At 65.2% G+C, this 26,449-nt stretch carries 20 protein-coding genes, 1 pseudogene and 1 riboswitch; of the genes and pseudogenes, 15 read left to right on the plus strand and 6 right to left on the minus strand.

Going from position 1 to position 26,449, the window contains the following annotated elements; all coding sequences use genetic code 11:
• The 11 genes and pseudogenes from ACH2AT_RS03355 to ACH2AT_RS03405 form a co-directional block, all read left to right on the plus strand.
• Positions 1-1,116 (plus strand): annotated as a pseudogene (locus ACH2AT_RS03355) (DNA-directed RNA polymerase subunit beta'); the annotation flags it as partial.
• 148 nt (positions 1,117-1,264) lie between these two features.
• On the plus strand, positions 1,265-2,509 hold the full coding sequence (locus ACH2AT_RS03360) for a hypothetical protein (RefSeq protein ID WP_394963620.1): 1,245 nt from the start codon (positions 1,265-1,267) through the stop codon (positions 2,507-2,509).
• A gap of 21 nt (positions 2,510-2,530) precedes the next feature.
• A complete protein-coding gene (locus tag ACH2AT_RS03365) occupies positions 2,531-3,583 on the plus strand; it encodes a phosphodiester glycosidase family protein (RefSeq protein ID WP_394963622.1) in 1,053 nt (350 codons plus the stop codon).
• The gene (locus tag ACH2AT_RS03370; protein WP_394963624.1) at positions 3,580-4,632 is read left to right on the plus strand and encodes a hypothetical protein; all 1,053 of its coding nucleotides are present in this window, start codon (positions 3,580-3,582) and stop codon (positions 4,630-4,632) included. The genes ACH2AT_RS03365 and ACH2AT_RS03370 overlap by 4 nt, the downstream gene beginning before the upstream one ends.
• Positions 4,633-5,228: 596 nt before the next feature.
• Positions 5,229-7,265 (plus strand): hypothetical protein, encoded by a 2,037-nt coding sequence (locus tag ACH2AT_RS03375; protein ID WP_394963626.1) that lies wholly within the window; start codon positions 5,229-5,231, stop codon positions 7,263-7,265.
• Positions 7,262-8,947 (plus strand): DUF6311 domain-containing protein, encoded by a 1,686-nt coding sequence (locus ACH2AT_RS03380; protein WP_394963628.1) that lies wholly within the window; start codon positions 7,262-7,264, stop codon positions 8,945-8,947. Before ACH2AT_RS03375 ends, ACH2AT_RS03380 begins: the two co-directional genes overlap by 4 nt.
• Before the next feature lie 188 nt (positions 8,948-9,135).
• On the plus strand, positions 9,136-9,564 hold the full coding sequence (rpsL, locus tag ACH2AT_RS03385; protein WP_394963630.1) for a 30S ribosomal protein S12: 429 nt from the start codon (positions 9,136-9,138) through the stop codon (positions 9,562-9,564).
• 120 nt (positions 9,565-9,684) lie between these two features.
• The gene (gene rpsG, locus ACH2AT_RS03390; protein ID WP_177522823.1) at positions 9,685-10,155 is read left to right on the plus strand and encodes a 30S ribosomal protein S7; all 471 of its coding nucleotides are present in this window, start codon (positions 9,685-9,687) and stop codon (positions 10,153-10,155) included.
• A gap of 27 nt (positions 10,156-10,182) precedes the next feature.
• A complete protein-coding gene (gene fusA, locus ACH2AT_RS03395; RefSeq protein ID WP_394963632.1) occupies positions 10,183-12,303 on the plus strand; it encodes an elongation factor G in 2,121 nt (706 codons plus the stop codon).
• 91 nt (positions 12,304-12,394) lie between these two features.
• Entirely contained in the window at positions 12,395-13,597 is a 1,203-nt protein-coding gene (gene tuf / locus ACH2AT_RS03400; protein ID WP_394963634.1) for an elongation factor Tu, read from the plus strand.
• A gap of 193 nt (positions 13,598-13,790) precedes the next feature.
• Complete coding sequence (locus ACH2AT_RS03405) at positions 13,791-16,046, plus strand: ATP-dependent Clp protease ATP-binding subunit (RefSeq protein ID WP_394963636.1); 2,256 nt, start codon at positions 13,791-13,793, stop codon at positions 16,044-16,046.
• Positions 16,047-16,129: 83 nt separating this feature from the next.
• Here the strand turns inward: ACH2AT_RS03405 and ACH2AT_RS03410 are convergent, their stop codons facing one another.
• A complete protein-coding gene (locus ACH2AT_RS03410) occupies positions 16,130-16,885 on the minus strand; it encodes a GntR family transcriptional regulator (RefSeq protein ID WP_394963638.1) in 756 nt (251 codons plus the stop codon).
• Between the two features lie 169 nt (positions 16,886-17,054).
• Between ACH2AT_RS03410 and ACH2AT_RS03415 the strand changes: the two genes are divergently transcribed.
• Complete coding sequence (locus ACH2AT_RS03415) at positions 17,055-17,504, plus strand: GNAT family N-acetyltransferase (RefSeq protein WP_394963640.1); 450 nt, start codon at positions 17,055-17,057, stop codon at positions 17,502-17,504.
• A gap of 58 nt (positions 17,505-17,562) precedes the next feature.
• Here ACH2AT_RS03415 and gltA read toward each other — a convergent pair whose 3' ends face one another.
• The 5 genes from gltA to nth form a co-directional block, all read right to left on the minus strand.
• Positions 17,563-18,954, minus strand: coding sequence for an NADPH-dependent glutamate synthase (gene gltA, locus ACH2AT_RS03420; RefSeq protein WP_394963642.1), 1,392 nt, complete (start codon positions 18,952-18,954; stop codon positions 17,563-17,565).
• Entirely contained in the window at positions 18,954-19,796 is an 843-nt protein-coding gene (locus tag ACH2AT_RS03425; RefSeq protein WP_394963644.1) for a sulfide/dihydroorotate dehydrogenase-like FAD/NAD-binding protein, read from the minus strand. Before ACH2AT_RS03425 ends, gltA begins: the two co-directional genes overlap by 1 nt.
• 132 nt (positions 19,797-19,928) lie before the next feature.
• Complete coding sequence (locus ACH2AT_RS03430; protein WP_394963646.1) at positions 19,929-21,191, minus strand: helix-turn-helix domain-containing protein; 1,263 nt, start codon at positions 21,189-21,191, stop codon at positions 19,929-19,931.
• A 151-nt stretch (positions 21,192-21,342) separates the two neighbouring features.
• On the minus strand, positions 21,343-21,966 hold the full coding sequence (locus ACH2AT_RS03435; RefSeq protein WP_394963648.1) for an energy-coupled thiamine transporter ThiT: 624 nt from the start codon (positions 21,964-21,966) through the stop codon (positions 21,343-21,345).
• An 80-nt stretch (positions 21,967-22,046) separates the two neighbouring features.
• A riboswitch (TPP riboswitch) is annotated at positions 22,047-22,164 on the minus strand.
• Positions 22,165-22,198: 34 nt separating this feature from the next.
• Positions 22,199-22,843 carry an endonuclease III domain-containing protein gene (nth, locus tag ACH2AT_RS03440; protein ID WP_394963650.1) on the minus strand — a complete coding sequence of 215 codons (645 nt, stop codon included), beginning with the start codon at positions 22,841-22,843 and terminating at the stop codon, positions 22,199-22,201.
• A gap of 151 nt (positions 22,844-22,994) precedes the next feature.
• Between nth and glyA the strand changes: the two genes are divergently transcribed.
• The 3 genes from glyA (at position 22,995) to ACH2AT_RS03455 (ending at position 26,445) form a co-directional block, all read left to right on the plus strand.
• Complete coding sequence (gene glyA / locus ACH2AT_RS03445; protein ID WP_394963652.1) at positions 22,995-24,248, plus strand: serine hydroxymethyltransferase; 1,254 nt, start codon at positions 22,995-22,997, stop codon at positions 24,246-24,248.
• 66 nt (positions 24,249-24,314) lie between these two features.
• Positions 24,315-25,163, plus strand: coding sequence for an alpha/beta hydrolase (locus tag ACH2AT_RS03450; protein ID WP_394963655.1), 849 nt, complete (start codon positions 24,315-24,317; stop codon positions 25,161-25,163).
• The gene (locus ACH2AT_RS03455; RefSeq protein WP_394963657.1) at positions 25,156-26,445 is read left to right on the plus strand and encodes a replication-associated recombination protein A; all 1,290 of its coding nucleotides are present in this window, start codon (positions 25,156-25,158) and stop codon (positions 26,443-26,445) included. The genes ACH2AT_RS03450 and ACH2AT_RS03455 overlap by 8 nt, the downstream gene beginning before the upstream one ends.
• Positions 26,446-26,449 lie beyond the last annotated feature (4 nt).

The raw sequence follows: 26,449 nt of genomic DNA on the forward strand, positions 1-26,449 counted from the left end.
ACCGATCCCGCCACCGGCGAGGTGATCGTGCCCGAGGGCAAGATGATGGACCTGTTCGACGCCGACAAGATCATGGCCGCCGGCATCACCAGCCTGGAGATCCGCAGCGTGCTGAGCTGCCGCAGCAAGCTGGGCGTGTGCGCCCGGTGCTACGGCGCCAACCTGGCCAACGGCAACCCCGTGCATGTGGGCGAGTCTGTGGGCGTCATCGCGGCTCAGTCCATCGGCGAGCCCGGCACCCAGCTGACCATGCGCACCTTCCACACTGGCGGCATCGCCTCTGCGGAAGACATCACCCAGGGTCTGCCCCGCGTTGAGGAGCTGTTCGAGAGCCGCCGCCCCAAGGCGCTGGCCATCATGACCGAGATCGCAGGCACCGCCCACATCGACGACACCAAGAAGAACCGCCATGTGGTGGTCAGCGGCGTGGACGAGAACGGAGCCCCCTGTGAGAAGAGCTATCTGATCCCCTTCGGCCAGCGCGTGCGCGTGGCCGAGGGCGACCAGCTGGAGAAGGGCGACATGATCACCGAAGGCCATGCCTACCCCCACGACATCCTGGCCATCAAGGGCCGCACCGCCGTGGAGAACTACCTCATCCAGGAAGTGCAGAAGGTCTACCGCCTGCAGGGCGTTGAGATCAACGACAAGCACATCGAGGTCATCGTGCGGCAGATGCTGCGCAAGGTCCGGGTGGACGACGCCGGTTCCACCAACCTCATCGGCGGCGCTCTGGCCGACAAGATGAAGGTGGAGGAGCAGAACGAGATCATCCGCCAGCGCATCGCCGACGGCGAGGAGGGCCTGAAGGAGGCCAAGTGGACCCAGGTGCTGCTGGGCATCACCAAGGCGTCTCTTGCCACCGACAGCTTCATGTCCGCCGCCTCCTTCCAGGAGACCACCCGCGTGCTCACCGAGGCCGCCATCAAGGGCAAGGTGGACCCGCTCATGGGCCTGAAGGAGAACGTCATCATCGGCAAGCTGATCCCCGCAGGCACCGGCCTGCCGGAGGTGGAAGAGGAACTCATCCGCCGCGAGGCCGAGCAGCTGGGCCTGCCCATCCCCGAGAAGGCCGAGGAGCCCGAAACGGCCCCCGCCGCCTCCGTGGAGGAATGAGCCGCCTGGCGTAAAATGAACCGAAGCGCGGCGCTTTCCCCGTTGAGGGAGAGCGCCGCGCTTTCCTTTGCGCAAGATCGTGCAATAAACCGGCGGCTTGTATCGTTTTTTGGTATAGACAAAAACATTGCAAAAGGGGGAGGAACACATGAAGCATTGCCGCCGCGTGGCGCTGGCTGTCCTGGCAGCGCTGCTGCTCCTTTCCGGCTGCGCCGCGCCCGCGCCCAGCGTTCCGCCCGCCGCCACGGCGGTCCCTTCTCCCAGCCCCACGCCCGCGCCCACCCCGGAGCCCACGCCCCGGCCCGCCGCGCAGCAGCTGGACCTCGCCGCCAGCGGCGAAGGGCTGGCCCTGGACGGCATCAACGACCACGACGGTTTCAGCAAGGTGCGCCTTTCCGCCGGCACTGCCATCACCCTGCAGGCAGAAACGGACATCGGCGGGCTTTACCTCATCTTTGACCGCCCGGTGGAGTGGCGGCTGGAAACTTCCGACGGAAAGACGCAGGCCTGCGGCCAGAACGGATTCATCCACGAGTATGTGGAGCTGGAGCAGCCCGCATCCTCGGTGACGCTCCACCTGCCAGAGGGCACGGTGCTCTGCCAGGTGTACGCCTTCACGCCGGGGCAGCCGCCGGACTGGGTGCAGCAGTGGCAGCCGCCCTGCGAAAAAGCGGACCTGCTGGTGCTGCCCACCCACGCCGACGACGAGCACCTCTGGTTCGGCGGGGCGCTCCCCTGGTACGCCGGGGAAAAGGGCTATGCGGTGCAGGTGGCCTACATGACCAACCACTGGGCCGAGCCCTACCGCCCCCATGAGCTGCTGAACGGCCTGTGGACGGTGGGGGTGCGCAACTATCCCGTCATCTCCGGCTTCCCGGACCTGTACGCCTCCAAGGAAAGCCTGGAGAGCGCCCGTCAGGTCTATGACGAAGAGGCGGTCACCGCCTGGCAGGTGGAGCAGCTGCGCCGCTTCAAACCCAGCGTGGTGCTGGGCCATGACATCGACGGCGAGTACGGCCACGGGGCCCACATGCTCAACGCCGCCACCCTGCTGGCCGCGCTGGAATGCAGCGCAGACGCGGCCCAATATCCAGAAAGCGCCAACGAATACGGCGCCTGGCAGGTGCCCAAGTGCTACCTGCATCTCTGGCCCGAGAACACCATACAGATGGAGTGGGGCGAGATGCCCATGGCCGCCTTCGGCGGGCGCACTGCGCTGGAACTGGCCGCCGAGGGCTTTGCCTGCCATGTCAGCCAGAGCCAGTGGTTCGAGGTGAAGGCGGGCGGCAGCAACGACTGCCGCAAGTTCGGCCTGGCCTACACCAATGTGGGGCCGGACGAGGCGAAGAATGACTTTTTTGAGCACATTCCCTTTGCCGGGCCGGCGGAATGACGGGAAGGAGCGAGAGAGATTTTGACTACCCTGCAAGACCCTGCGGACAGGACCGCCGCCCAGGCCCGCTGGCCCGGGCGGCCCCGGCGCCCGGTGCTTCGCGTGCTGGCGATGGCGGGCGTGTTTCTGTGCGCGCTGGCCGCGTTCCTGCTGGGGGCGGTCTACATCATCTGCAAAGGCCCCAGCCCCGCCGCGCGGGACCTGTTTGTGCACACGGTGATGGAGACCAGCGCCGCCAAATTCACCGCCCGCCTTTTCCTCAGCGAAGAGGAGGTCCAGGCCATCCTGGACAAAAACGGCGTGCTGGAGACCGGCGAAGTCACCCAGGCCGGCGGTGAATTCGAGGCCGGCGACGCCCAGGTGCCCAAGGACACCATCGAGCTTCACGACGTCACCGGCGGCAGCTTCAAGGGCAAGATGCTGGTGGTCCACGACCCCAGCCGGGTGCGGGTGGCGGCCATCGCCTCCTTCGACCCCGAGGGCAAGGGCCAGAAGCTGGAGCAGCTGGTGGCGGACGCAGGCGCGGTGGCCGGCGTCAACGGCGGCGGCTTTGCCGACGAGAACGGCGTGGGCAGCGGCAGCGTGCCGCTGGGCCTGGTCATCCAGCAGGGCCAGCTGCGGGCCGGCGACATGGACCAGGAATATTCGGTCATCGGCTTTGACGAGAGCGACCACCTGGTGGTGGGCCGCATGACCGGCCGCCAGGCGGTGGAGCGCGGCCTGCGGGACGCCCTCAGCTTCGGCCCGGCTTTCATCGTCAACGGCGAGGCCGCCGAGATCTCCGGCACCGGCGGCGGGCTGAATCCCCGCACGGTGATCGGCCAGCGGGCGGACGGCGCGGTGCTGCTGCTGGTCATCGACGGACGGCAGCCCCAGAGCCTGGGCGCGACCTATCAGGACTGCATCCAGGTCATGCAGGAGTGGGGCGCGGTGAACGCCGCCAATCTGGACGGCGGGTCCAGCACCCAGATGATCTACCAGGGAGAAACGGTGAACGTTTGCGCGTCGCTCTACGGCCCGCGCAACATCCCCACCGCCTTTGTGGTGGACGGGGCAGGGGAGGGGCAGGCATGAGCGAACGGAAATGGCGCTATGGGCGCCCCCGCCCCTTCTGGCCCTGGCCGGTGGGCTTCGCCCTTGTGCTCTTTGCCCTGGGCGGCGCGGCGCTGGCGATGCTTTGGGGCGCGCTGGAACGCTATGAGGGATCCACCCCCGAGGCGGCCATCCTGCGCAGCGTGCAGGCGGTGCAGGCCGGGGAAGTGAAAGAGGAAGACGTGCCCGCAGCCGTGCTGCCCGGGCGTTTTGCCACCGCGGCCCAGTATCTGAAAGAGGCCCGGGCGCTGCTGGAAGGCCTGCCCACCGACCGGGACAGCCTGCGTTTTGTGCGCAGGGGCGAAGCCGGCGGGGCCGAGGAATACGTGGTGGTGGATGAAGAAGGCGGCCGGGCGGAGTTCCTGCTCTTCCCCGAAGAAAAGGGCTGGCGGGCCTGGCCCAGGGTGCAGGCGCTGTCCACGGTGACCATCCGCGCCCCCAAAGGGGTGGCCCTCACGGTGGACGGCCGCCCGCTGGAAGAGAGCGAGCGAAGCGAGACTGCCGCCGTCCCCGGCTTTGAGGCGCTGGGCGAGGCCGCGCCCCAGCAGTGCGTCTGGCAGGTGGAGGGGCTTCTGGAACAGCCGGAAGTGACCGCCAAAAGCGAGGCGGGCAGCTGCCGGGTGGAGTGGGAGACGCCCCTGAGCGCCGTGGTCACGGTGGAGCCAAACGGGCAAGACGCCGCCTCTTTGGAGGAATTCCTTGACCGCACCGCCCGCGTCTATGCCCGCTATGTTTCTGCCGACGCCTCCTTCGCCGAGCTGAAAGGCTCCCTCGTGCCGGGCACGGAGTTTTACAACAGCCTGCGCACCTTCGACTCCAGCTGGTATGTGAGCCACGACTCCACCGCCTTTGAAGAGTTTTCGGTCTCGGAGCTGGAAAGCCTTGGTCCCGATGCGGCGGCGGGCACGGTGCGCTTCACCTACATGGTCTACAAGGAGGGCCTGCGCCCCCGCAGCTATCCCTCGGTGTACCGCATGTACGCGGTGCGGGAAGGGGAGGGTTGGAAGCTGCTGGATCTGCAGGTGCAATAAACAGAAAGAGCCGCCTGTTAGCCGGGGTGGCATAAGAAAACGACGGTTCTGCCGTAGGATTTTGGAGCATAAAACACGCAGAGCGGCCCCACAAGCCACCAAGGCTTGCGGGGCCACTCTTTGTGCTTTCTTCATCCAAAATCCTGGGGCGTGGGCTGCGGGCGCAACAATGATGCGCCCGCTCTGCTTTGCAGACCGCCCAGCCGGTCCAAGGCCCCACCGGGGCCTTGGCCGCTTCGCGGACCCGGACTGCGCAGCACCAGGAAAAGTGGCGATTTTGATGGGAACGCAAGGAAAAGCGCCGCAGAGGCTGCGGGCGCGACGAGGGTGCGCCCGCTCCGCTTTGCGGACCGCCCTGCCGGTCGAAGGCCCCACCGGGGCCTTCGCGGCTTTGCCGCCCCGGCACCCTTGGTGGTTGTCAAGGCGCTTTGACGCCGCGATACCGCAAAAGCGCCTGCTTCCCGGCGCCGTTTTCTTACGGCACCCCGGCTTCGCAGGGCGGCTCTCTTTCTGCCCTGCAAAAAGCGGGCTGGCGCGGCGGCGGCAGGTGTTGTATAATGAACGGGGAAAAACGACCAAAAGGGGAGAAGAGCCGAGTGAGAGGGATACTGAAAACGCAGGATCGCAGCGGGACGCAGCGGAAGCTGGAGTGGTGCCTGTGGGCGCTGGCGGTGGCCGCGGTGAGCCTGAGCCTTGCCCTGGCGCGCGTCGAGACCTGCGACTATGTCTCGGTCAACGGCGATTTCCAAAGCTACAATGTGTTCCGCCGGATGCTGGCGGGCCAGACCCCTTACGTGGATTTTGTCAATTACATCGGCATGGCCCCGGTGTGGGTGAACCTGCCGCTGGTGGCGCTGAACAACACCTTTGCCGGCAGCCTGTTCGCCACAAACTTCACCTCCAACGTCCTGTTCAGCGTCACGGTGCTGCTGTGGGTCTGGCTCATCACCCAAAACCGCCCGGCGGCGATGCTGGCCTCCGTGTGCCTCACGAAATTCGTCTCCTCCGGGCTGATGGCCACCCTCTTCGGCCCGGCGCTGGGGGGCTACTGGGCGAGCCTCTTCCAGAACCTTTACGCCCCGGGCAATTCCATGCGCATCGCCCGGCTGTTTTTGACGTTCCTGCTGGCGGGGCTGGGCCTTGCCTGGCTGCGCGCGAAGGGCGAGCCGGCAGAGGGCACGGCCCTGCAAGAGGCCTTCGCCCGCCTGCCCGCCTGCGGCGTGCTGGGGGCGCTGGCAGGGGCGGGCCTTTTGTGGAGCAGCGACTTCGGCCTTGCCGCCGCTTTTTGCGTAACGGTGCTGTTTTTGCTGGAACAGGCGCTGCGCCTGTGGGCCGGGCCGCGGGCTTTTTTCGCGCGGCTGGGCGTCTATGCGGCGGGCTTTGCTTTGGGCCTGCTTGCCTGCGCCAGCCTTGTCACCGGCCTGCATCCCGGCGTGTGGCTGCAAAGCCTTGCGGCCACCGGCGGCTGGCAGTATTTCTACTTCAACGGCACCGGGGGAAAGGCCCTGCTGCTCTATGTGCTCGCCACCCCCCGCCTTTTGCTGTTCGCGGCGCCCTGTGGGGCGTTTTTGATCTGGTGCCTTGTGGGGCTTTGGAAAAAGAAACTCACCGACCGGCAGCTGCTGCTGGGGTTTGTCGCCTTCACCATCCTCGCCGCCACCGGCGCCTATGTGCTCAGCGGCAGCGGCTACAACTTCAAGGAGGCGCTGGAGGGCTATTCCTGGCTGGCGGCCTTCGCCCTGGCGGGGCGCGGCCTTCTGTGGCTTGCCCGCCGCATCGCGCCCCGGCGTGACCTGGCCCTTCGGGCCGCTGCCGGCACGCTGTCGCTGGCCCTCATCGCCCTGGCGGGGCTGGATGCGGCCCGCTGGCCCTCCGCCGCCCATAGCGGGCAGTATCTGGAGGCCCTGGGCGGCTACACCACCTATCAAAAGGCATTGGTGGAACTGCCGGAGATCACCGGCGGCGAGCCGGTATTCTCCCTGTACGCCACCGGCCTGGAAGCGGTGGAAGGTACGTTCCAGCCCACCGGCTGCGACTACATCATCCACGCCCTGGGCGGCGAAAAGCGGGCGGAATATGTCTCCGCCTTCGCAGAGGGCGGCTGGGCCTGGGCCCAGACCCCCCGCATGGACCTGGAAAACTGGCTCACGATGCAGAACTGGGACGTCTACCGCCATCTCTGGGCGGGGTATGAGCGCTGCTATGCCACCGAATACAGCTGGCTGTGGCGGGCCTGCGGCGACCGCAGCCTGCCGGTGGAGGCTCAGGTGCGCGCCGAGCGGCAAAGCGATTCCAGCTGGGCCGTCACGGTGAGCGCACCGGAGGGGCAGACCTTCACCGCCGACCTTTACATCCGCTGGGAGAGCGGCTTCACCGGCGCGAAAGGTGCGTTTCTCTCCCTGGGGCGCAGCATGGTGGGCTGTGCGGCGCCCCTCTTCGGCGACATGCCGGGGGTGGCGGGCTATTTCCCCGCATCGGGTGAGGCGCATATCCCCGTGCGGGTGGAGGACGGGCAGGGAACGGCCACCCTGTGGAGCGCCGACGAGGCATTCACCGAACTGACCGTCACCGAGGCGCGCTTTGAGCGGGCGCTGCCCGCCCTCGACCTCTACGAACAGGAGGCGGCCCAATGAAACAGACCCTTCGCCGCGCCGCCCCCTCTCTGGCAGGAGTGACTATCGGCCTTGCGGTGTTCCTGCTGGTGTACGGCCCGGCGCCCCTTGACCCCACCCGGGACGACTGGTTGTTGGGCGGCTACATCGAGACCGACCTTTTGCAGCACTACGCCGCTTGGCTGGCCATCAAGAACCGGGGCCTCGGCTGGCCGCTCACCTTCACCGCCGGCCTCAACTGGCCGGCAGGCGCGGCGGCGGCCCTGGCGGACTGCATCCCGCTGCTGGCGGTGCCCTTCGGCCTGCTCCGGGGCCTGCTGCCCGATACCTTCCAGTACTTCGGCCTCTTTGTCTGCGGCAGCCTGATGCTTCAGGGCGAGGCGGCGGTGCGCCTTCTGCGCCTGTTCACAAAGCGGATGGAATGGGTGCTGGGCGGCGCGGCGCTTTTCTGCCTTTCGCCCATCCTGCTGGAGCGGGCCTTCCGCCACACCGCCCTGTGCGCCCACTGGCTCATCCTCTATGCCCTCTGGCTCTACTTCAAAAGCGCCGGCGAAGGCCTTTCTGTGCGCCGGGCGGCGGGCTTTGCGGCGCTGGCGGCGCTGGCGGCTTCCATCCACCTGTACTTCGTGCCCATGGTGCTGGCCATCGCCTTTGCCGCGGGCCTGCGGGCGCTGGCGCTCACCCGCCGCTGGCAGCCCTTTGCCCTCGCCGCCGGCGGCGGAAGCCTTGCCGCGCTGGCGGTGGCCTGGGCGCTGGGCTTCTTCACCGTCAGCGGCAGCGCCGACGGGGGCTACGGCGCCTTCGGCATGAACCTGAACGCTTTGTGGAACCCGGTCAGCCTGGATTGGAACTGGTGGGTGCCGGGCTGCGGCCAGCTGCACTGGTCCCGGGTGCTGCCCATCCGGCCGCTGGTGGCCAACAGCCTGGACTCCTTCAACTATCTGGGCCTTGGCCTGCTGGCAGCCCTGGCGGGGTGCGCTTTCGCGGCGGCGTGGCTGCTGGCGCGGCGGCGCGCCGGGGCAAAAGCGCTGGCAGAACGGGCGCTGAGCCACTGGCCGCTGGCGCTGGTGTGCTGTGCGCTGGCCGCCTTCGCGGTGAGCAACGTGGTCACCGCCGGCAGCCGCGTCCTCTTCACCCTGCCCCTGCCCCGGTGGCTCACCGCCCTGTGCGGGGTGTTCCGGGCAAGCGGCCGCATGTTCTGGCCGGTGTGGTACCTGATCGCGGCGCTGGCGCTGGCGGCGTTGGCAAAACTGCCCCGCCGCGGGCTGGCCGCCGCCGCGTTGGCGGCCGTGCTGGCGCTGCAGGTGTTCGACCTCTCAGGGGCGCTGGCGCAAAAGCACAACTGGTTCGCCGAGCCTGCCCTGCGCGCCGCCGCGCCGGCCCCCGCGGAAGAAGAGCTGGCCCTGCTGGAGGGCTGCGACGCTTTCTACACGCTGGAAGTGTGCACCGACCGGGGGCTGGCGGTGGCGCTGGGCCGTGCGGGCCTTGCCACCAACATCAGCCTGCTTGCCCGGGGGGACGATTCCGCCCTGGCCGCCGGCATCGAAACGGCACGCGCCGCCCTCGAAGCGGGGGAGAGCGCGCCCCTGGGCGAAGGGGTGGCCTTTTACACTGCGGACGAAGCCTTTGCCAACGCTGCATCCGCCGCTTCGGGGCTGCGAAAAGCGCCTTTTTACCAGGGCTGGGTGCTGCTTTCGCCGTAAATATGCCCTTCCCCAAAAAGTTTTTTAAAATTCAGTGTTTTGGACAATCTTTTTCGGCAAATACTGTTGACATGCACAGCCCCAGTGTGTAAAATAAAAACTGTTGCGCCCCCTGGCGTAATTATGCCCTTTTGGTGTTTTGGCGGCTCTGCCGCCTGAACATAAATCATTGAAGAAAGGAGATCACAATGCCTACTTTCAACCAGCTTGTACGCAAAGGCCGTGAGGTGTCTGTCCGCAAGTCTACCGCCCCTGCTCTGCAGAAGGCTTACAACTCCCTGGACAAGTCCTACAGCAATGCCAACAGCCCCCAGAAGCGTGGCGTTTGCACCGCTGTTCGTACCATGACCCCCAAAAAGCCGAACTCTGCTCTGCGTAAGGTAGCCCGTGTTAAGCTCACGAATGGTATCGAGGTAACCTCTTACATTCCGGGCATCGGCCACAACCTGCAGGAGCACAGCGTAGTACTGATCCGTGGCGGCCGTGTGAGGGACCTTCCCGGTGTGCGTTACCACATCATCCGTGGTACTCTGGACACCCAGGGTGTGGCCAACCGCAACCAGGCCCGCTCCAAGTACGGCGCGAAACGCCCCAAGGCCGGTGCCGCGAAGAAGTGATCAAACGTATACCCCGCCATCAAAGGCTTATTTATATAAATAGTAAGACCTTGCATGGCACAACGGGAGTTTATTGCTTTCGAGTACCGATGATATCATTCTGTGAAGGAGGGAAGAAAGATGCCTAGAAGAGGTATTACTGCAAAGCGTGACGTTTTGGCCGATCCTGTCTACAATTCCAAGATGGTCACCCGTCTGATCAACAGCGTTATGCTGGACGGCAAGAAGGGCGTTGCCCAGAAGATCGTTTACGATGCGTTCGACATCGTGAAGGAGAAGAGCGGCAACGATCCCCTGGAGATGTTCGAGAAAGCCCTCGAGAACATCATGCCCAGCCTGGAGGTCAAGGCCCGCCGCGTCGGCGGTTCCACCTACCAGGTGCCCATGGAAGTGCGCCCCGAGCGCCGCGAGACCCTGGGCCTGCGGTGGCTGACCAGCTACTCTCGCAGCCGCAGCGAGCGCACCATGCGCGAGCGTCTGGCCAACGAGATCATGGACGCCGTGAACGGTACCGGTAACGCCGTGAAGAAGCGTGAGGATACCCACAAGATGGCCGAGGCCAACAAGGCGTTCGCCCATTACCGCTATTGATCCTGTCTGGAGTTTTAGGAGGTTAACATGCCAAGAGACGTTTCTCTGGAAATGACCAGAAACATCGGCATTATGGCGCACATCGACGCCGGCAAGACCACCACCACCGAGCGTATCCTTTACTACACCGGCGTGAATCACAAGATCGGTGAGACGCACGATGGCGCGGCTACCATGGACTGGATGGCGCAGGAGCAGGAGCGTGGCATCACCATCACTTCTGCCGCCACCACCTGCTACTGGAGCCACACGGAATTGCTGAACGATCCCGCCGCCGCTAAAAAGAATCGGCACCGGATCAACATCATCGACACCCCGGGCCACGTGGACTTCACCGTCGAGGTGGAGCGCAGCCTGCGCGTGCTGGACGGTTCCGTTACCGTTCTGTGCGCCAAGGGCGGCGTGGAGCCCCAGTCCGAGACCGTTTGGCGTCAGGCCGACAAGTATCACGTTCCCCGCATGGCTTACGTGAACAAGATGGACATCATGGGCGCCGATTTCTACCGTGTTGTGAAGATGATGCGCGAGCGTCTGAAGTGCAACGCGGTGCCCATCCAGCTGCCGATCGGCAAGGAAGACGATTTCAAGGGCATCATCGATCTGATCGACATGAAGGCCGACGTCTACTACGACGATATGGGCAAGGATATCCGCGTGGAAGAGATCCCCGAGGATATGCGCGAGCTGGCTGAGCAGTACCATGCCGAGCTCATCGAGGCCGTGGCCGAGAGCGACGAGGAGCTGATGATGAAGTACCTGGAGGGCGAGGAGCTCACCAAGGACGAGATCAAGAAGGCCCTGCGCCGCGAGACCATCGCCAACACCGTGGTGCCTGTGACCTGCGGCACTTCCTACCGCAACAAGGGCGTGCAGAAGCTGCTGGACGCCATTGTGGATTACATGCCCGCCCCCACCGACATCGAGGACATCAAGGGCATCGATCCCCGCACCGGCGAGGAGACCAGCCGTCCTTCCGACGACAGCGCTCCCTTCGCCGCGCTGGCGTTCAAGATCGCCACTGACCCCTTTGTCGGCAAGCTGTGCTTCTTCCGCGTTTACTCCGGCAAGGTCGAAGCCGGCAGCACCGTGTACAATTCGGTGAAAGACAACAACGAGCGCATGGGCCGCATCCTGCAGATGCACGCCAATCACCGGCAGGACATCGACATCTGCTACGCTGGCGACATTGCCGCCGCCGTGGGCCTGAAGAACACCACCACCGGCGACACCCTGTGCGATCCCAAGAACCCCGTCATCCTGGAGAGCATGGAGTTCCCCGAGCCCGTTATCCGCGTTGCCATCGAGCCCAAGACCAAGGCTGGCCAGGAGAAGATGGGCATTGCGCTGAACAAGCTGGCTGAAGAGGACCCCACCTTCCGCACCTGGACCGACGAGGAGACCGGCCAGACCATCATCGCCGGCATGGGCGAGCTGCACCTGGAGATCATCGTGGACCGTCTGCTCCGCGAGTTCAAGGTGGAGGCCAACGTGGGCGCGCCTCAGGTCGCTTACCGCGAGTGCATCCGCCGTCCGGCCAGCGCCAACACCAAGTACGCCCGTCAGTCCGGCGGTAAGGGCCAGTACGGTCATTGTATCATCGACATCGAGCCGAACGAGCCTGGCAAGGGCTACGAGTTCGTCAACGCCGTTGTGGGCGGTGATGTGCCCAAGGAGTTCATCCCCGCCATTGACCAGGGCATCCAGGGCGCCATGAAGGCCGGCATCCTGGCCGGCTACCCGGTGGAAGACGTGAAGGTCACCCTGAAGGGCGGTTCCTACCACGAGGTCGACTCCTCTGAAATGGCGTTCAAGATCGCCGGCTCCATGGCCTTCAAGGAGGCTATGGCCAAGGCCGATCCCGCCATCATGGAGCCCATCATGAAGGTCGCCGTCATCGTTCCCGATGAGTACATGGGCGACGTCATCGGCGACCTGAACAGCCGCCGCGGCCAGATCCAGGGCATGGAAGCCCTGACCGGCTCGCAGCAGATCAACGCCTTCGTCCCGCTGAGCAACATGTTCGGTTATTCCACCGACCTGCGCAGCAAGACCCAGGGCCGCGGTCAGTATTCCATGGAGCCCAGCCACTACGCTGAGGTCCCCAAGAACATTGCCGAGAGCATCATGGCCGGCCGCAAGAAGGACTGAGCCATCGCCCCCAAAAAGAACTTGATTTTTGGCAAATGTTTTAGTATTATAACCATAGGTTCAATGGTTCAAAAAAAGGAGGACTATTAAAATGGCAAAAGCTAAGTTTGAGCGTACTAAGCCTCATGTCAACATTGGCACCATCGGCCACGTTGACCATGGCAAGACCACCCTGACCGCCGCCATCACCAAGGTGCTGGCCCTGAAGGGCGACGCTGAGTTCACCGATTACGCCAACATCGATAAGGCTCCTGAGGAGCGCGAGCGCGGCATCACCATCAACACCGCTCACGTGGAGTATGAGACCGACAAGCGTCACTACGCCCATGTGGACTGCCCGGGCCACGCCGACTACGTCAAGAACATGATCACCGGTGCTGCCCAGATGGACGGCGCTATCCTGGTCGTGTCCTCCGCCGACGGCCCCATGCCTCAGACCCGTGAGCACATCCTGCTGAGCCGTCAGGTCGGCGTGCCCTACATCGTTGTGTTCATGAACAAGGTCGACCAGGTCGACGATCCCGAGCTGCTGGACCTGGTCGAGATGGAGATCCGCGACCTGCTGAGCGAGTACGACTTCCCCGGCGACGACACCCCCATCATCAAGGGTTCCGCCCTGGCCGTGCTGGAGAGCACCTCCACCGACATCAACGCTCCTGAGTACAAGTGCATCCTGGACCTGATGGACGCTGTGGATGACTACATCCCCACCCCCGACCGTAAGGCCGACCTGCCCTTCCTGATGCCTGTTGAGGACGTGTTCACCATCACCGGCCGCGGCACCGTGGCTACCGGTCGTGTGGAGCGCGGCATGATCAAGGTCGGCGAGGAAGTTGAGATCGTCGGTCTGAAGGAAGAGAAGATGAAGACCACCGTTACCGGTCTGGAGATGTTCCGCAAGCTGCTGGACGACGCCGAGGCCGGCGACAACATCGGCGCTCTGCTCCGTGGCGTGCAGCGCACCGACATCGAGCGCGGCCAGGTTCTGGCTAAGCCCGGTTCCATCCATCCCCACACCAAGTTCCAGGGCCAGGTCTACGTCCTGAAGAAGGACGAGGGCGGCCGTCACACCCCCTTCTTCAACAACTACCGTCCTCAGTTCTACTTCCGCACCACCGACGTGACCGGCGTCATCACCCTGCCCGAGGGCACCGAGATGTGCATGCCTGGCGATAACGTCACCATGGACGTTGAGCTGATCACCTCCATCGCTATGGACGAGGGTCTGCGTTTCGCTATCCGCGAGGGTGGCCGCACCGTTGGCTCCGGCGTTGTTTCCAAGATCTACGAGTGATCGAAAGAGCTTGTGAGGCTTTCAAAGGCCCCCTGCCTTGCGGCAGGGGGCCTTTTTCTCTGCGGCTGCAAACTTTTGCCAGCGCCGTTTAACAGCGGCGTGACCGCCCATACTGCCCTTAGAAAAATTCAAAGGGGCAGTGAACCACACCATGCAGTATCGTTTCAAAGGTTTTTCCCGCCAGGGGGCAAAAATGCTCAACCAGGCGCTCATCATCGCGGGGGAGATGGGGCAGACCCAGGCAGGCACAGGCCACATCCTGCTGGCCATCCTCCGGGGCGAAGCCACCCCCGCAGCCCGCTTTTTGCAGTCGCGCCAGATCGCCGAAACCCAGGTCATGCAGCGGGTGGCCGCCCTGGGAGGCATGAATGAGAGCCGCCGCCTCTCGCCCCGGGACTTTCAGCCCGAGGCATGCAAGGCACTGGATTTTGCGGTGCTGGGGGCCCACGCCGCCCGCATGAAGGAGGCTCAGCCCGAGCATGTGCTCTGCGCCATTCTGGAGGACCCTAACTGTACCGCCAGCCGGTGGCTGACGGAGTGGGGCGTGGAGCTGAGCGAAGCCGCCCGGGAATGCCGTCAGCTCTCCGGCCAGCTGGTGCTTCCGCTCCAGCCGCGGCTTTCCGCCCCCACCCGCGGGGGCAAAGCCACCGAGAAGTACGGCCGCGACCTGACCCAGATGGCGGCGGAAAGCCGGCTGGACCCGGTGCTCTGCCGGGAGCAGGAATTGGAGCGGGTCATCGAGATCCTCTGCCGCCGCCAGAAGAATAATCCCTGCCTTGTGGGGGAGCCGGGCGTGGGCAAGACCGCCCTGGCGGAGGCGCTGGCCCAGGCCATCGCGGCGGGCCGCGCCCCGGCCCAGCTGCTGCACAAGCGCATCCTCAGCCTTGACATGGCCAGCCTGGTGGCCGGCACCAAGTACCGGGGCGACTTTGAAGAGCGGTTCAAAAACCTGCTGGACGAGATATACAAAGACCGCAGCACCATCCTGTTCATCGACGAGATCCATGTGATCGTGGGTGCGGGTGCGGCAGAGGGGGCCATCGACGCCGCCAGCATCCTCAAGCCGATGCTTGCCCGGGGCGAAATACAGGTCATCGGCGCCACCACCCAGGAGGAGTACCGCCGGTGCATCCAGAAGGACGCGGCGCTGGAGCGCCGCTTCGGACGGGTGGTGGTGGAAGAGCCGGACCCGGACACCGCCAAACGTATCCTGGCGGGCCTTGTGCCCCGCTATGAGCGCTACCATCAGGTGACCATCCCGGCCCAGGCGGTGGCGGCGGCAGTGGACCTGTCGGTGCGGTATCTGCCGGGGCGTTTTCTGCCGGACAAGGCCGTGGACCTGCTGGACGAAGCCGCCGCTGCTTTGCGCATCCACTGCGAGCGGGAGAACGACCGCAGCCGCGAGCTGACCGCCGAGGACGTGGCCCGGGTGGTGGCCCGGGCCAGCGGTGTGCCGGTGCAGCGCATCACCGAGGCGGAACGGGAAAAACTGGCCCGGCTGGAACAAAGGCTCTCCGAGAGCGTGGTGGGCCAGCAGAGAGCGGTGCACACGGTGGCGGGGGCGGTGCGCCGGGCCCGCACCGGCCTGCGGGAGGCGGGCAGGCCCCTGGGCGCAATGCTGTTCCTCGGCCCCACCGGGGTGGGCAAGACCCATCTGGCGCGAACCCTGGCCCGCCAGTGGTTCGGCACCGAAAAGGCGCTGCTGCGCTTTGACATGAGCGAGTATATGGAGGCCCATGCGGCGGCAAAACTCATCGGCGCGCCTCCGGGCTATGTGGGCCACGACGAGGGCGGCCTGCTCACCGAGGCGGTGCGCCGCCGGCCTTATGCCGTGGTGCTGTTCGATGAGATAGAAAAAGCCCACCCGGACGTGCAGAACCTGCTGCTGCAGATCCTGGAGGACGGCCGCCTGACCGATTCCATGGGCCGCAGCGCCAGTTTCTGCAACACCATCATCCTGCTCACCTCCAACCTGGGGGCGGAGCATCTTGCAGGGCAGGGAGGCCTGGTTGGCTTCGGCGCAACGCCGGAGACCATCCCCCAGCGCCAGCGCCAGCAGGTGATCGGGGAGGCAAAGAAGTACTTCCGCCCCGAGCTGCTGGGCCGCATGGACGAGCTGGTGGTGTTCGGCCCGCTGCTGCACGAGGACCTGGCCTGCATCGCGGAGCAGATGCTGACGGAGCTGGAACAGCGGGCCCAGGCCCGGGGCTATCGTTTGCAACACAGCCCCGACCTGCCCGCCATGCTGGCGGGAGGCGACCGTCCTGTGTATGGCGCGCGGGATCTGCGCCGCACGGTGAGCCGGGCGGTGGAGCAGGCCCTGGCGGACAGCATCGCCGCCGGGCGGGTCCATCCGGGCGAGAGCTTCACCGCCTGCGTGCAGGATGGGCAGGTGGTGCTGCGCAGTGAAAACGACGCCGCGGGCCAGCGCACCGAGGCCACCGTGTAAAAAGAAGCCGCCCGCGCCGTTCCTTTTTGGGGAATGGCGCGGGCGGCTGCTCGGTTCAGAGGCGGCAGAGAGCGCCGCCCGGTTCAGAATTTTTTGCGCAGCAGCGCAAAATCGAAGAAGGCAGTATAGTAAGAAAGAGAATACATCACCGGCCTTGCCAGCTTGGTGTAGCTCACTTCCTCCATCAAAAGAAGGGCTTCATGAGGCTGGACCGCCAGGATGCGCCGGGAAGAAGGGTCGCCCATCACAGCGCTCACATGGGCCACAGTGCTCACCACCGAAACGCCGGCTACCTCTTCCAGAATGTCAAACACCGGGCGGCCGAAGTCCAGCCGGTCCACCAGCGCGGGAGGAAAGAGGGCGGCGGGCAGATAGTCCACCGACCAGATCACCGGCTGGCGGCCCGCCAGCACCCGCTTTTTCACCATCAGCACCGGCTGCCCCGGCTCGATGCACAGCCGGGCGGCCATGGCTTCGTCCGCGTCCAGGCGCTGCACCAGAACATGGTCGGCGTGAGGGGTGCGGCCCATGGCCTGGATCATGGCGTTGTATTCAAATTTCTGGTCCAGGCGGCCCCGCACGGCCACCACCTGCCGGTTGATGACGGTGCCGATGCCCCGCACCCGCTCCACATAGCCTTCCCGCTCCAGTTCCGCCAGCGCGTCCCGGATGACGGTGCGGCTCACGCCCAGATTTGCGGCCAGCTCCACCTCTGCGGGCAGCCGGTCGGTCCCGGCGTAGCACCCGTCCCGAAGCTCCTCCAGCAGCCGCGCCGCGATCTGCTGGCTGATCACCGCACCGCCCAGCGGGCCGTCCTCCGCCCTGTGTGTCCTTGCCATCAAGCGCACCTCCGCTCCGTGCCCGGCCGGGCACGGCCAAAAATCATACTTTTCATCCCAGTATACCACATTCAGCGAAAAAATGCACGATTCCTGCCGCGCTGCCCTTGCGGCGGGGGCAAAACCGTGGTATCATGGCGGTGCATTCCTGGAAAGGGGAGGGGACACGATGCAGATACGCCCTTACCGCCCGTCCGACTGCGGCTCGATGGCGGAACTGTTCTATACTACGGTCCACACGGTGAACGCCGCCGATTATACGCCCCGGCAGCTGAACGCCTGGGCCGACGGCCAGGTGGACCTGGCGGCCTGGGATCGTTCCTTCCGGGCGCACTGCACCCTTGTGGCCGAAGAGGGCGGCGCGCTCATCGGATTCGGGGACATCACCGCCGGCGGCTATCTGGACCGGCTTTATGTCCACCATCTGCACCAGCGGCAGGGCGTCGCCTCGGCCCTTTGCGACCGGCTGGAAGAAACGGTGGAGGGCTCCGTCACCACCCACGCCTCCATCACCGCGCGCACGTTCTTTGAAAAGCGGGGCTATCGGGTGGTGAAAGAGCAGCAGGTGGAGCGCCACGGTGTTCTGCTGACCAATTTCGTGATGGAAAAACAGCGCTGAGATCAAAGACCGGGCAGGGAAGGGAAGCCTTCTCTGCCCGGTCCTGTATGTTTGTGCCTCAGCGGTTCTGGATGTACTCGTCGATGGCCCTGGCGGCTTCCTTGCCCGCGCCCATGGCCAGGATGACGGTGGCTGCGCCGGTCACCGCGTCGCCGCCGGCGAACACGCCCGGCCGGCTGGTGGCGCCGGTCTCGTCCGTCACGATGCAGCCGCGCCGGTCGGTGTCAAGACCCGGCGTGGTGGAGCGGATGAGGGGATTGGGGCTGGTGCCGATGGCCATGATGACCGTGTCCAGCGGCAGCTCAAAGCGGCTGTCCGGCTTTTCCACCGGGCGGCGGCGGCCGGTGGCGTCCGGCTCGCCCAGTTCCATCTCCACGCAGGCGATGCCGCGCACCCGCTTGTTCTCGTCGCCCAGCACTTCCACGGGGTTGGCGAGCAGCTTGAAAACGACGCCCTCCTCCTGGGCGTGCTCCACCTCTTCGCGGCGGGCGGGCAGCTCCTCCATGCTGCGGCGGTATACGATGTACACTTCCTCCGCGCCCAGGCGTTTGGCGCATCGGGCCGCGTCCATAGCCACGTTGCCGCCGCCCACCACCGCCACCCGGCGGCTGTGCTGGATGGGGGTGCGGCTGCCCGGCTGATAGGCTTTCATCAGATTCACGCGGGTCAGATACTCGTTGGCGGAGTAAACGCCGTTCAGGCTCTCGCCGGGGATGTTCATGAAACGGGGCAGCCCCGCGCCGGAAGCCACATACACCGCCTCGAAGCCCTCTTCTTCCATCAGTTCGTCCACGGTGAGCACCTTGCCGATGACCATGTTGGTCTCGATGGAAACGCCCAGCGCCTTGAGCCCGTCGATCTCCTGCTGCACGATGTCCTTGGGCAGGCGGAACTCCGGGATGCCGTAGACCAGCACGCCGCCCGCCAGATGCAGTGCTTCGAACACCGTCACGGCATAGCCCTTTTTGGCCAGCTCGCCTGCGGCGGTGAGGCCAGAGGGGCCGGAACCGATGATGGCCACCTTGTGGCCGTTGGGCGCGGGTTTTTCGGGGGCGGCGGCGGAGTGGGCGCGGTGCCAGTCGGCGGCAAAGCGCTCCAGCCGGCCGATGCCCACGCTCTCGCCCTTGATGCCCCGCACGCACCTGCCCTCGCACTGGTTCTCCTGGGGGCACACCCGGCCGCACACGGCGGGCAGCGCGCTGCTGGCGCTGAGCACCTGATAGGCGCCCTCAAAATCCTCTTCCGCGATTTTTTCGATGAATTCGGGGATGCGGATGCCCACCGGGCAGCCGGACACGCAGGGCATGTTTTTGCAGTGCAGGCAGCGCCTGGCCTCGTTCACCGCCATCTCGGGGGTGTAGCCCAGGGCCACCTCGTCAAAATTTTTGTTGCGCACGTGTGCCGCCTGGCTGGGCATGGGGCAGCGCTTCGGGTCCATGTTCCGTTCCATCAGCGCACCTCCCCCTTCAGCAGATTGCAGCTTTCCTCGCGGGCGTGGGCCTCGAACTCCCGGTACATGCCGCCTCGCTGCAAAGCCTCGTCAAAGTCCACCAGATGCCCGTCAAAGTCCGGCCCGTCCACGCAGGCGAAGCGCGTCTTTCCGCCCACCGTCAGGCGGCAGCCGCCGCACATGCCGGTGCCGTCGATCATAATGGGGTTCATGGAAACGATGGTCTTCACGTTGTACTTTTTGGTGGTCAGGCTGACGAACTTCATCATCACCAGCGGGCCGATGGCAATGACCTCGTCGTAGCCTTCGCCGGCGGCGATGAGCTCTTCCAGAGGTTTTGTCACAACGCCCTTCTCGCCCCGGCTACCGTCGTCGGTCATCAGGATGAAACGGTCGCTCACCGCCTTGAACTCGTCTTCCAGGATGACCAGGTCCTGGCTGCGGAAACCGGCGATGGCGTGCACCACACAGCCCATCTCATGCAGCTTCTTTGCCACGGGATAGGCGATGGCACAGCCCACGCCGCCGCCCACCACGGCCACTTTTTTCAGGCCCGCCAGCTCGGTGGGGCGGCCCAGCGGGCCCACAAAATCGTGCAGCGCATCGCCCACGGCCAGGCCGTTCAGCTGCATGGTGCCCGCACCCACCACCTGGAAGATGACGGTCACGGTGCCGGCGGCAGGGTCCTGATCGGCGATGGTCAGCGGGATGCGCTCGGAGTCGGCGCAGGCCCGCAGGATGACGAACTGCCCCGGCTGGGCCTTCTTTGCGATCAGCGGCGCTTTTACCACCAGTTTGGTCACGGTGGGGTTCAGCTCGCTGCGCTCCACAATGGTAAACATGGCTTTCCCTCTTTCCCTTGTTTGCCCTCTATGGGTACTTCTTTATAGTATAGCGGAAAAGCGCCTCCCGCGCAAGGGCCCGGCGGCGTCGTTAAAAAGAAAACGGCGGGCTGTGCGCCCGCCGCTGAAACGTTATATGCTGATGGGGTAGGTGCTCTCCACGCCGCCGTTGTCCACCACGTGCAGATGGTATTCCAGTCGGGGGAGGGAAAGGCCGTCTTGGCCGTATCCTTCGTCCCAGGGCAGGACATATTCCTTCTCCTCCAGCGAAAAGCGGAAGTAGTAGATGACCCAGCGCACCGAGGGCAGGGTGGGGGCGTATTCCGTCTCCGGGGGCACAAAGGTGTTGGTCACCGGCATGTTCAGCACATCTTCCCCCGCCAGGGTGGCGGTGACCCAGGCCTTTTCCGGCCAGACGAAGGGCTGACCGTTCTCCCCGTAATACACCTCCACGCCGATCTCGTAATCGCCGGCCTGCTGCCGCACGGTAAAGGTGTCTTCGCTGGAGACATGGCTGGCGCTTTGCATCACGATGGGCTGGCTGCGGACGACCATGTCCAGCTGCCCGAAAGAGATGTCCTCCGCAAGCTGTTCGGCGGAGGTCTCGCCGTTTTGGGTGACGTTTGCGTGCAGCGAAAGGTTTGTCGACGCGGGCACCCAGCCCTCGGCCGCAAAAAAGCCCGCTTCGTTTCGCACCCCGTCCAGCGTCAGGGTCTGGCCGTCGTCGAGTGCCAGGATGAACTGGACGGCGCAGTCATCGGTGAGGGTGCGGGGCATGGCCGCAAAGCGCATCCGCACCGTGCGCTCCGCCGCCGAGAACTCATCCATGCCATACTTCCAGCTGGCCAGCAGGCTGTCGGCGGCAGCGGGCCGGGTCTGTTCCTGGCCCGATGTGTCCGACTGGTCTTGCAGCGCGGCAAGGGAGCCGTCCAGGGCGGCCATATCGCTTTGCACCGAGCCCAGCTGTTCCTCTACCGCATCGAACCGCCGGTCGAAGGCGGCCAGCTGCCCGCCCTGCCAGGCAAGGCCCGCCGCCAGGGCCGCCACCGCCAGCGCTGCCGGAACGCCCAGCCGCAGCGCCGTACGCTTTTGCCGTTTTTGCCGGGTCTTGTCCTGCGCGTCCAGCATGGCCTGGATGGCCTCCAGCGAAAGGGCAGGGGCCGTTTTTTCGCCGCTGCCCGCCGGTGCGCCCGGCTTTCCGCCGCCCGCCAGCAGCGCGTCGATGGTCACCCCCAGCTCTTTTGCCAGCTGGTGCAGGTTATCCAGCCCCGGCAGGCTGGCGTCCGCCTCCCATTTGCCGATGGCCTGCCGGCTGACCCCCAGCTTTGCGGCCAGCGCCTCCTGGGAGAGGCCGGCCGCCTTGCGAAGGGCCGCGATGCGGCTGCCCAGGGTCATGCTTTTCACTCCTTTGCTGTTTTGTCCGCCTTTATTTTATCAGAAAAGGCAAATGCGCGCCACCAACATTCTTTTCCATGGAGAGCAACCAGCGGTTGCCTCCACAAAAAAGGCCGCCCCGGCGGGGCGGCTTTGAAAGAACAGAGGAAAATCACTTCTGCCGGTTGAACAGCCTGGGAGCAACGCCGGCCAGCACCACCATGGCGATCACGGTGAGGATGGTCTCGGGGATCATGTAGGTGGCGTTGTAGACTGCGCTGTACAGCCAGCACAGGGCGTTCTCGCCCATGTTGGCGATGGCTGCGCCCCAGCCGAAGCCTTCCATCCACTCAAAGGCGGTCTCGTAGTCCTTCCAGACGATGTAGCCGGAGAGGAAGCTGCACAGATAACGGCCAAAGCACATGATGACGGTGCTCACGCCCACGCCCAGCGCCAGGGGCTTTTTGGGCCTGGCCACCAGGCAGGCCAGGCCCAGCAGGGTGAAGGCCAGCACATAGTCCAGCAGGATGCAGCCCACCACGGCGCCGAAGGTCTGGCACCAGGCCAGGTTCTTGATGCCCAGCATCAGCTGGATCAGGCTGTGGACAAAGGCGGTCAGCACGCCCCACTTCACGCCGTGGCGGTGGCTCACAAGCAGGATGGGCGCCATGCTCACCAGCGTCACCGAGCCGCCCCGGGGCAGTTCGTAGACAGGAATGAAGCCCAGAATGGTGGCCAGTGCCACCATCAGCGCGCATTCCACCAGGATGCGGGTCTTGGAGAAGGTTTTGTTCATACAGGTTCAGCGACCTTTCAATGGATAGTACATAAAAACAAAAACGCCCCCGCGCAAACTCGCACAGGGGCGCCCGTCAAGCGTCCGACCCTCAAACTTCCTACGCCGGCATTACCCGGATCAGGTTCAAGGCGACCCGAGGCTGCGTTTTGCCTCGATCTCAGCCGGGTATGGCACCCAGCGCCCCTGTTTTTATGTCCGGGGTAAAGTATAGCGCCGAGGGAAAAGATTGTCAAGCCTTGGCGACGGCTTTGCCCGTCTTGCAGATGTCCCGAAGGCAGCAGGCGGCGCAGTCCGGCTTGCGGGCGTCGCACACCGCCCGCCCGTGCAGCACGAAGCGATGGCACAGGTCGCTGCCCTCCTCCGGGGGGATGATCTTCCACAGGGCCATCTCCACCTTTTTGGGGTCCTTTTCGTCTTTCACAAGGCCGATGCGGTTGCACAGCCGGATGCAGTGGGTGTCGGTGACGATGGCGGGCTTGCCGAACACGTCCCCCATAATGAGGTTGGCGCTCTTGCGGCCCACGCCGGGCAGGCTCAGCAGGGCGTCGAAGTCATCCGGCACCTTGCAGCCGTATTCGTCCCGCAGCTTGCGCATGCACAGGCTGATGTCCCGCGCCTTGGAGCGGCCCAGCCCGCAGGGCTTCACGATGGCCTCGATGTCCTCCGGCTCGGCGTCGGCCAGCTCTTTCACGCCGGGATATCTGGCAAACAGGTCCTTCACCACCACATTCACCCGCGCGTCGGTGCACTGGGCGGCAAGGCGCACCTCCACCAGCAGCTGCCATGCGTGGTCATAGTCCAGCGTGCACTCCGCCAGCGGGTAGGCCTGCTTCAGCCGTTCGATCACTTCCAGTGCAAGGGCCTTTGCGGTCATGATTTCTCCCTCGTTTCCGATGTTTTCCGCCATTATAGCATGAATTCTCACAAAGCGCAAACCGGCCCTTGTGCCGGCGGCCCGGCGGGGGTATAATGATAAATATACTGTCCATCGGGGCAAAAGCACGCTGAGAAAAGAGGGGAACTTCATGTACAAGGAAATGATCGACACCATCGGCTTTGTGGCCGGGCAGGACCCGGAACTGGCCGCCGCCATGGAACGGGAACTGGCCCGCCAGCGGCAGAACATCGAGCTCATCGCCAGCGAGAACATCGTCAGCCCGGCGGTGATGGCCGCCATGGGCACTGTGCTCACCAACAAGTACGCCGAGGGCTATCCTGCCCACCGCTATTACGGCGGCTGTGCCTGCGTGGACGAGGTGGAGGAGCTGGCCATCCGGCGCGCCTGCCAGCTGTTCGGCGCGAAGTTCGCCAACGTGCAGCCCCACTCCGGCGCGCAGGCCAACCTGGGCGTCTACTTCGCCCTGCTGGACCTGGGCGACACCATCCTGGGCATGGATCTGGCCGCCGGCGGCCACCTGACCCACGGCAGCCCGGTGAACATGAGCGGCAAAAACTACAACTTCGTGGCCTACGGCGTGGACGAAAACGGCTTTATCGACTACGACGCTGTGCGCCGTCAGGCGCTGGAAGTGCGGCCCAAGATGATCGTGGCGGGAGCTTCCGCTTATCCCCGGGCCATCAAGTTTGACGTTCTGGCGGATATCGCCCACGAGGCGGGCGCGCTTTTGATGGTGGACATGGCCCACATCGCGGGCCTTGTGGCGGGCGGCGCCCACATGAGCCCCATCCCTTACGCCGACGTGGTCACCACCACCACCCACAAGACCCTGCGCGGGCCCCGGGGCGGCATGATCCTCACCAACAACGAGGAGATCGCCAAAAAGGTGAACAAGGCCATCTTCCCCGGCACCCAGGGCGGCCCGCTGGAGCACATCATCGCCTCCAAGGCGGTCTGCTTCGGCGAGGCCCTCAAGCCGGAGTTCAAGACCTACGCCCGGAACATCGTGACCAACGCCAGGGCACTGGCCGACGGCCTGCAAAGCCGGGGCGTGAAGCTGGTGAGCGGCGGCACCGACAACCACATGATGCTCATCGACCTCTCCGGCCTTGAATGCACCGGCAAGGAGCTGGAGCACAACCTGGACGAGGTGCACATCACCGCAAACAAGAACGCGGTGCCCGGCGAAAAGCGCAGTCCTTTCATCACCAGCGGCTTGCGCGTGGGCACCCCGGCGGTCACCACCCGCGGCTTCGGCGCGGCGGAGATGGACGTTATCGCCGGCTGCATCGCCGACTGCATCTTTGATTTTGAAGGCAAGAAAGCGGATGTGGCCGCCCGTGTGGAGGAACTTGTGCGCCGCTTCCCGCTGTACGAATAAAAATGCTGCGCTCCCGGCGGCCGGGCCTTCGTTCGGCCGCCGGGGGTGTTTTGAGGAGAAAAGGCTATGGCTTACATCGAATGCAAACTGAAATCCCAGCGGCTGCTCACCACCGTGGGCGTCAAGATCTATCTACCCTGCGACCTGCCGGTGGAGGTGGGCAACCAGGTAAAGGGCGTGTTCACCCTGCTCCACGGCTTCACCAACAGCGGCGACGACTGGATGCAGATGACCGCCGCCCCCCGCTACGCCGCCGACAACGGCCTGGCGCTGGTGGCGCCGGACTGCGGCAACTCCTTCTATCAGGACATGACCTACGGCGGGGCCTGGGCGGGCTTTGTCACCGAGGAACTGCCCGTGCTGCTGCGGGAGATGTTCCACCTGCCCGCCGGGCGGGAGAAAAACTTCATCGGCGGCCTTTCCATGGGCGGCTACGGCGCGCTGTATCTGGGCCTCAGCCGCCCGGACCTCTATGCGGGGTGCGCCTCCTTCTCCGGCGCGGTGGATGTGGCCATGATGCTGGAGCACTCCCACATTCCCGGCGTCAAGGAGGTGTTTGAACCCATTTTCGGGCCGGACCTGCGCCTGCCCGAGGCCAGCGAGATACGCCGGCTGGCGGCCAGGGTGGCCTCTCTGCCCGCAGACCAGCAGCCCAAGATCATGCTCACCAACGGCTTCCAGGATCAGGAGCCCTACTACATCCGCTACCAGAACGACGCGGTGGACGAGTGCCTGCGGGCGCTGCCTCTGGCCCACTACCGCCGCCTCCAGTGGGACGGCGTGCATGAGTGGAACTTCTGGGACCGCAGCCTCGTCTATGCCATCGACGACTTTGTAAACCCCGGCTATGCGGCCAAAAAACTGAACGACTGGGCCGCGCCGGTCACCGAGACGGGGGGTGCCGCCCGTGGCTGAACCGCTGGCCCAGCGCCTGCGGCCCCGCACCCTCGGCCAGGTGTGGGGCCAGAAGCATCTGCTGGGAGAAGGCTGCGTGTTCCGCCGTGCCATCGAGAGCGGGACGGTGCCCAATATGATCTTCTACGGCCCGCCGGGGGTGGGCAAGACCACCGTGGCCCGCATCATCGCCCAGCAAAGCGGCATGCGGCTGCACAAGCTCAACGGCACCTCCGCCTCCACGGGGGACATCAAGGCCGTGCTGGGGGAGATCGGCACCTTGCAGGGCCAGGGCGGGCTGCTGCTCTATCTGGACGAGATCCAGTACCTGAACAAAAAGCAGCAGCAGAGCCTGTTGGAGTGCATCGAGGACGGCACCGTCACCCTCATTGCCTCCACCACCGAAAACCCCTATTTCTACATCTACAGCGCCCTGCTCAGCCGGTGCGCCGTGTTCGAGTTCAAGCCCCTCACCCCCGCCGACGTGGCCGAAGGCCTGCGCAATGCGGCCCGGCGCCTCTCCGAAATGGACGGCGCGCCCCTGACGGTGGAGGAGGAGGCTCTGGACATCCTGGCCCACGGCTGCGGCGGCGACATGCGCAAGGCGCTGGGCTGTTTGGAACTGGCGGCCGCCGCGGCCCCCGCTGATGAAACGGGTGCGCGCCGGGTGGAAGGGGAGATGGCCCGGCAGGTCACCGGGCGCACCGCCATGCGCTACGACAAAAACGGTGACGACCACTACGACATCCTGTCGGCCTATCAGAAATCCATGCGAGGCTCCGACCCGGACGCGGCGCTTCACTATCTGGCCCGCCTGCTGGAAGCGGGGGACCTGGTGAGCGCCTGCCGGCGGCTGATGGTCTGCGCCTGCGAGGATGTGGGCCTTGCCTGGCCCCAGATCATCCCCATCGTCAAGGCGGCGGTGGACGCCGCCACCATGCTGGGCCTGCCGGAGGGGCGCATCCCTCTGGCGGACGCGGTCATCCTGGTGGCCACCGCGCCCAAGTCCAACAGCGGTGAGGCCGGCATCAACGCCGCCATGGCCGACCTGCAGAAAGGGCGCAGCGGCCCCATCCCGCGCCAGCTGCAGAACAAGCACTTCGACGGCGAGGACGCGGCGGTGAAAGGCCAGCACTACAAATACCCCCACGACTATCCCGGCAGCTGGGTGGCCCAGCAGTACCTGCCCGACGCGCTGGCGGGCGTTCAGTATTATCACTGGGGCGCAAACAAGGCCGAGCAGGCGGCCCGGAGCTATTGGCAGCGGGTCAAGGGCCAGGCGGGCAACGGGGAAGAAAGCTGAAACA

It is taken from the genome of Candidatus Allofournierella excrementigallinarum, from assembly GCF_944388085.1.
In the GTDB taxonomy this organism is placed as follows: Bacteria; Bacillota; Clostridia; order Oscillospirales; family Ruminococcaceae; genus Allofournierella_A; species Allofournierella_A excrementigallinarum.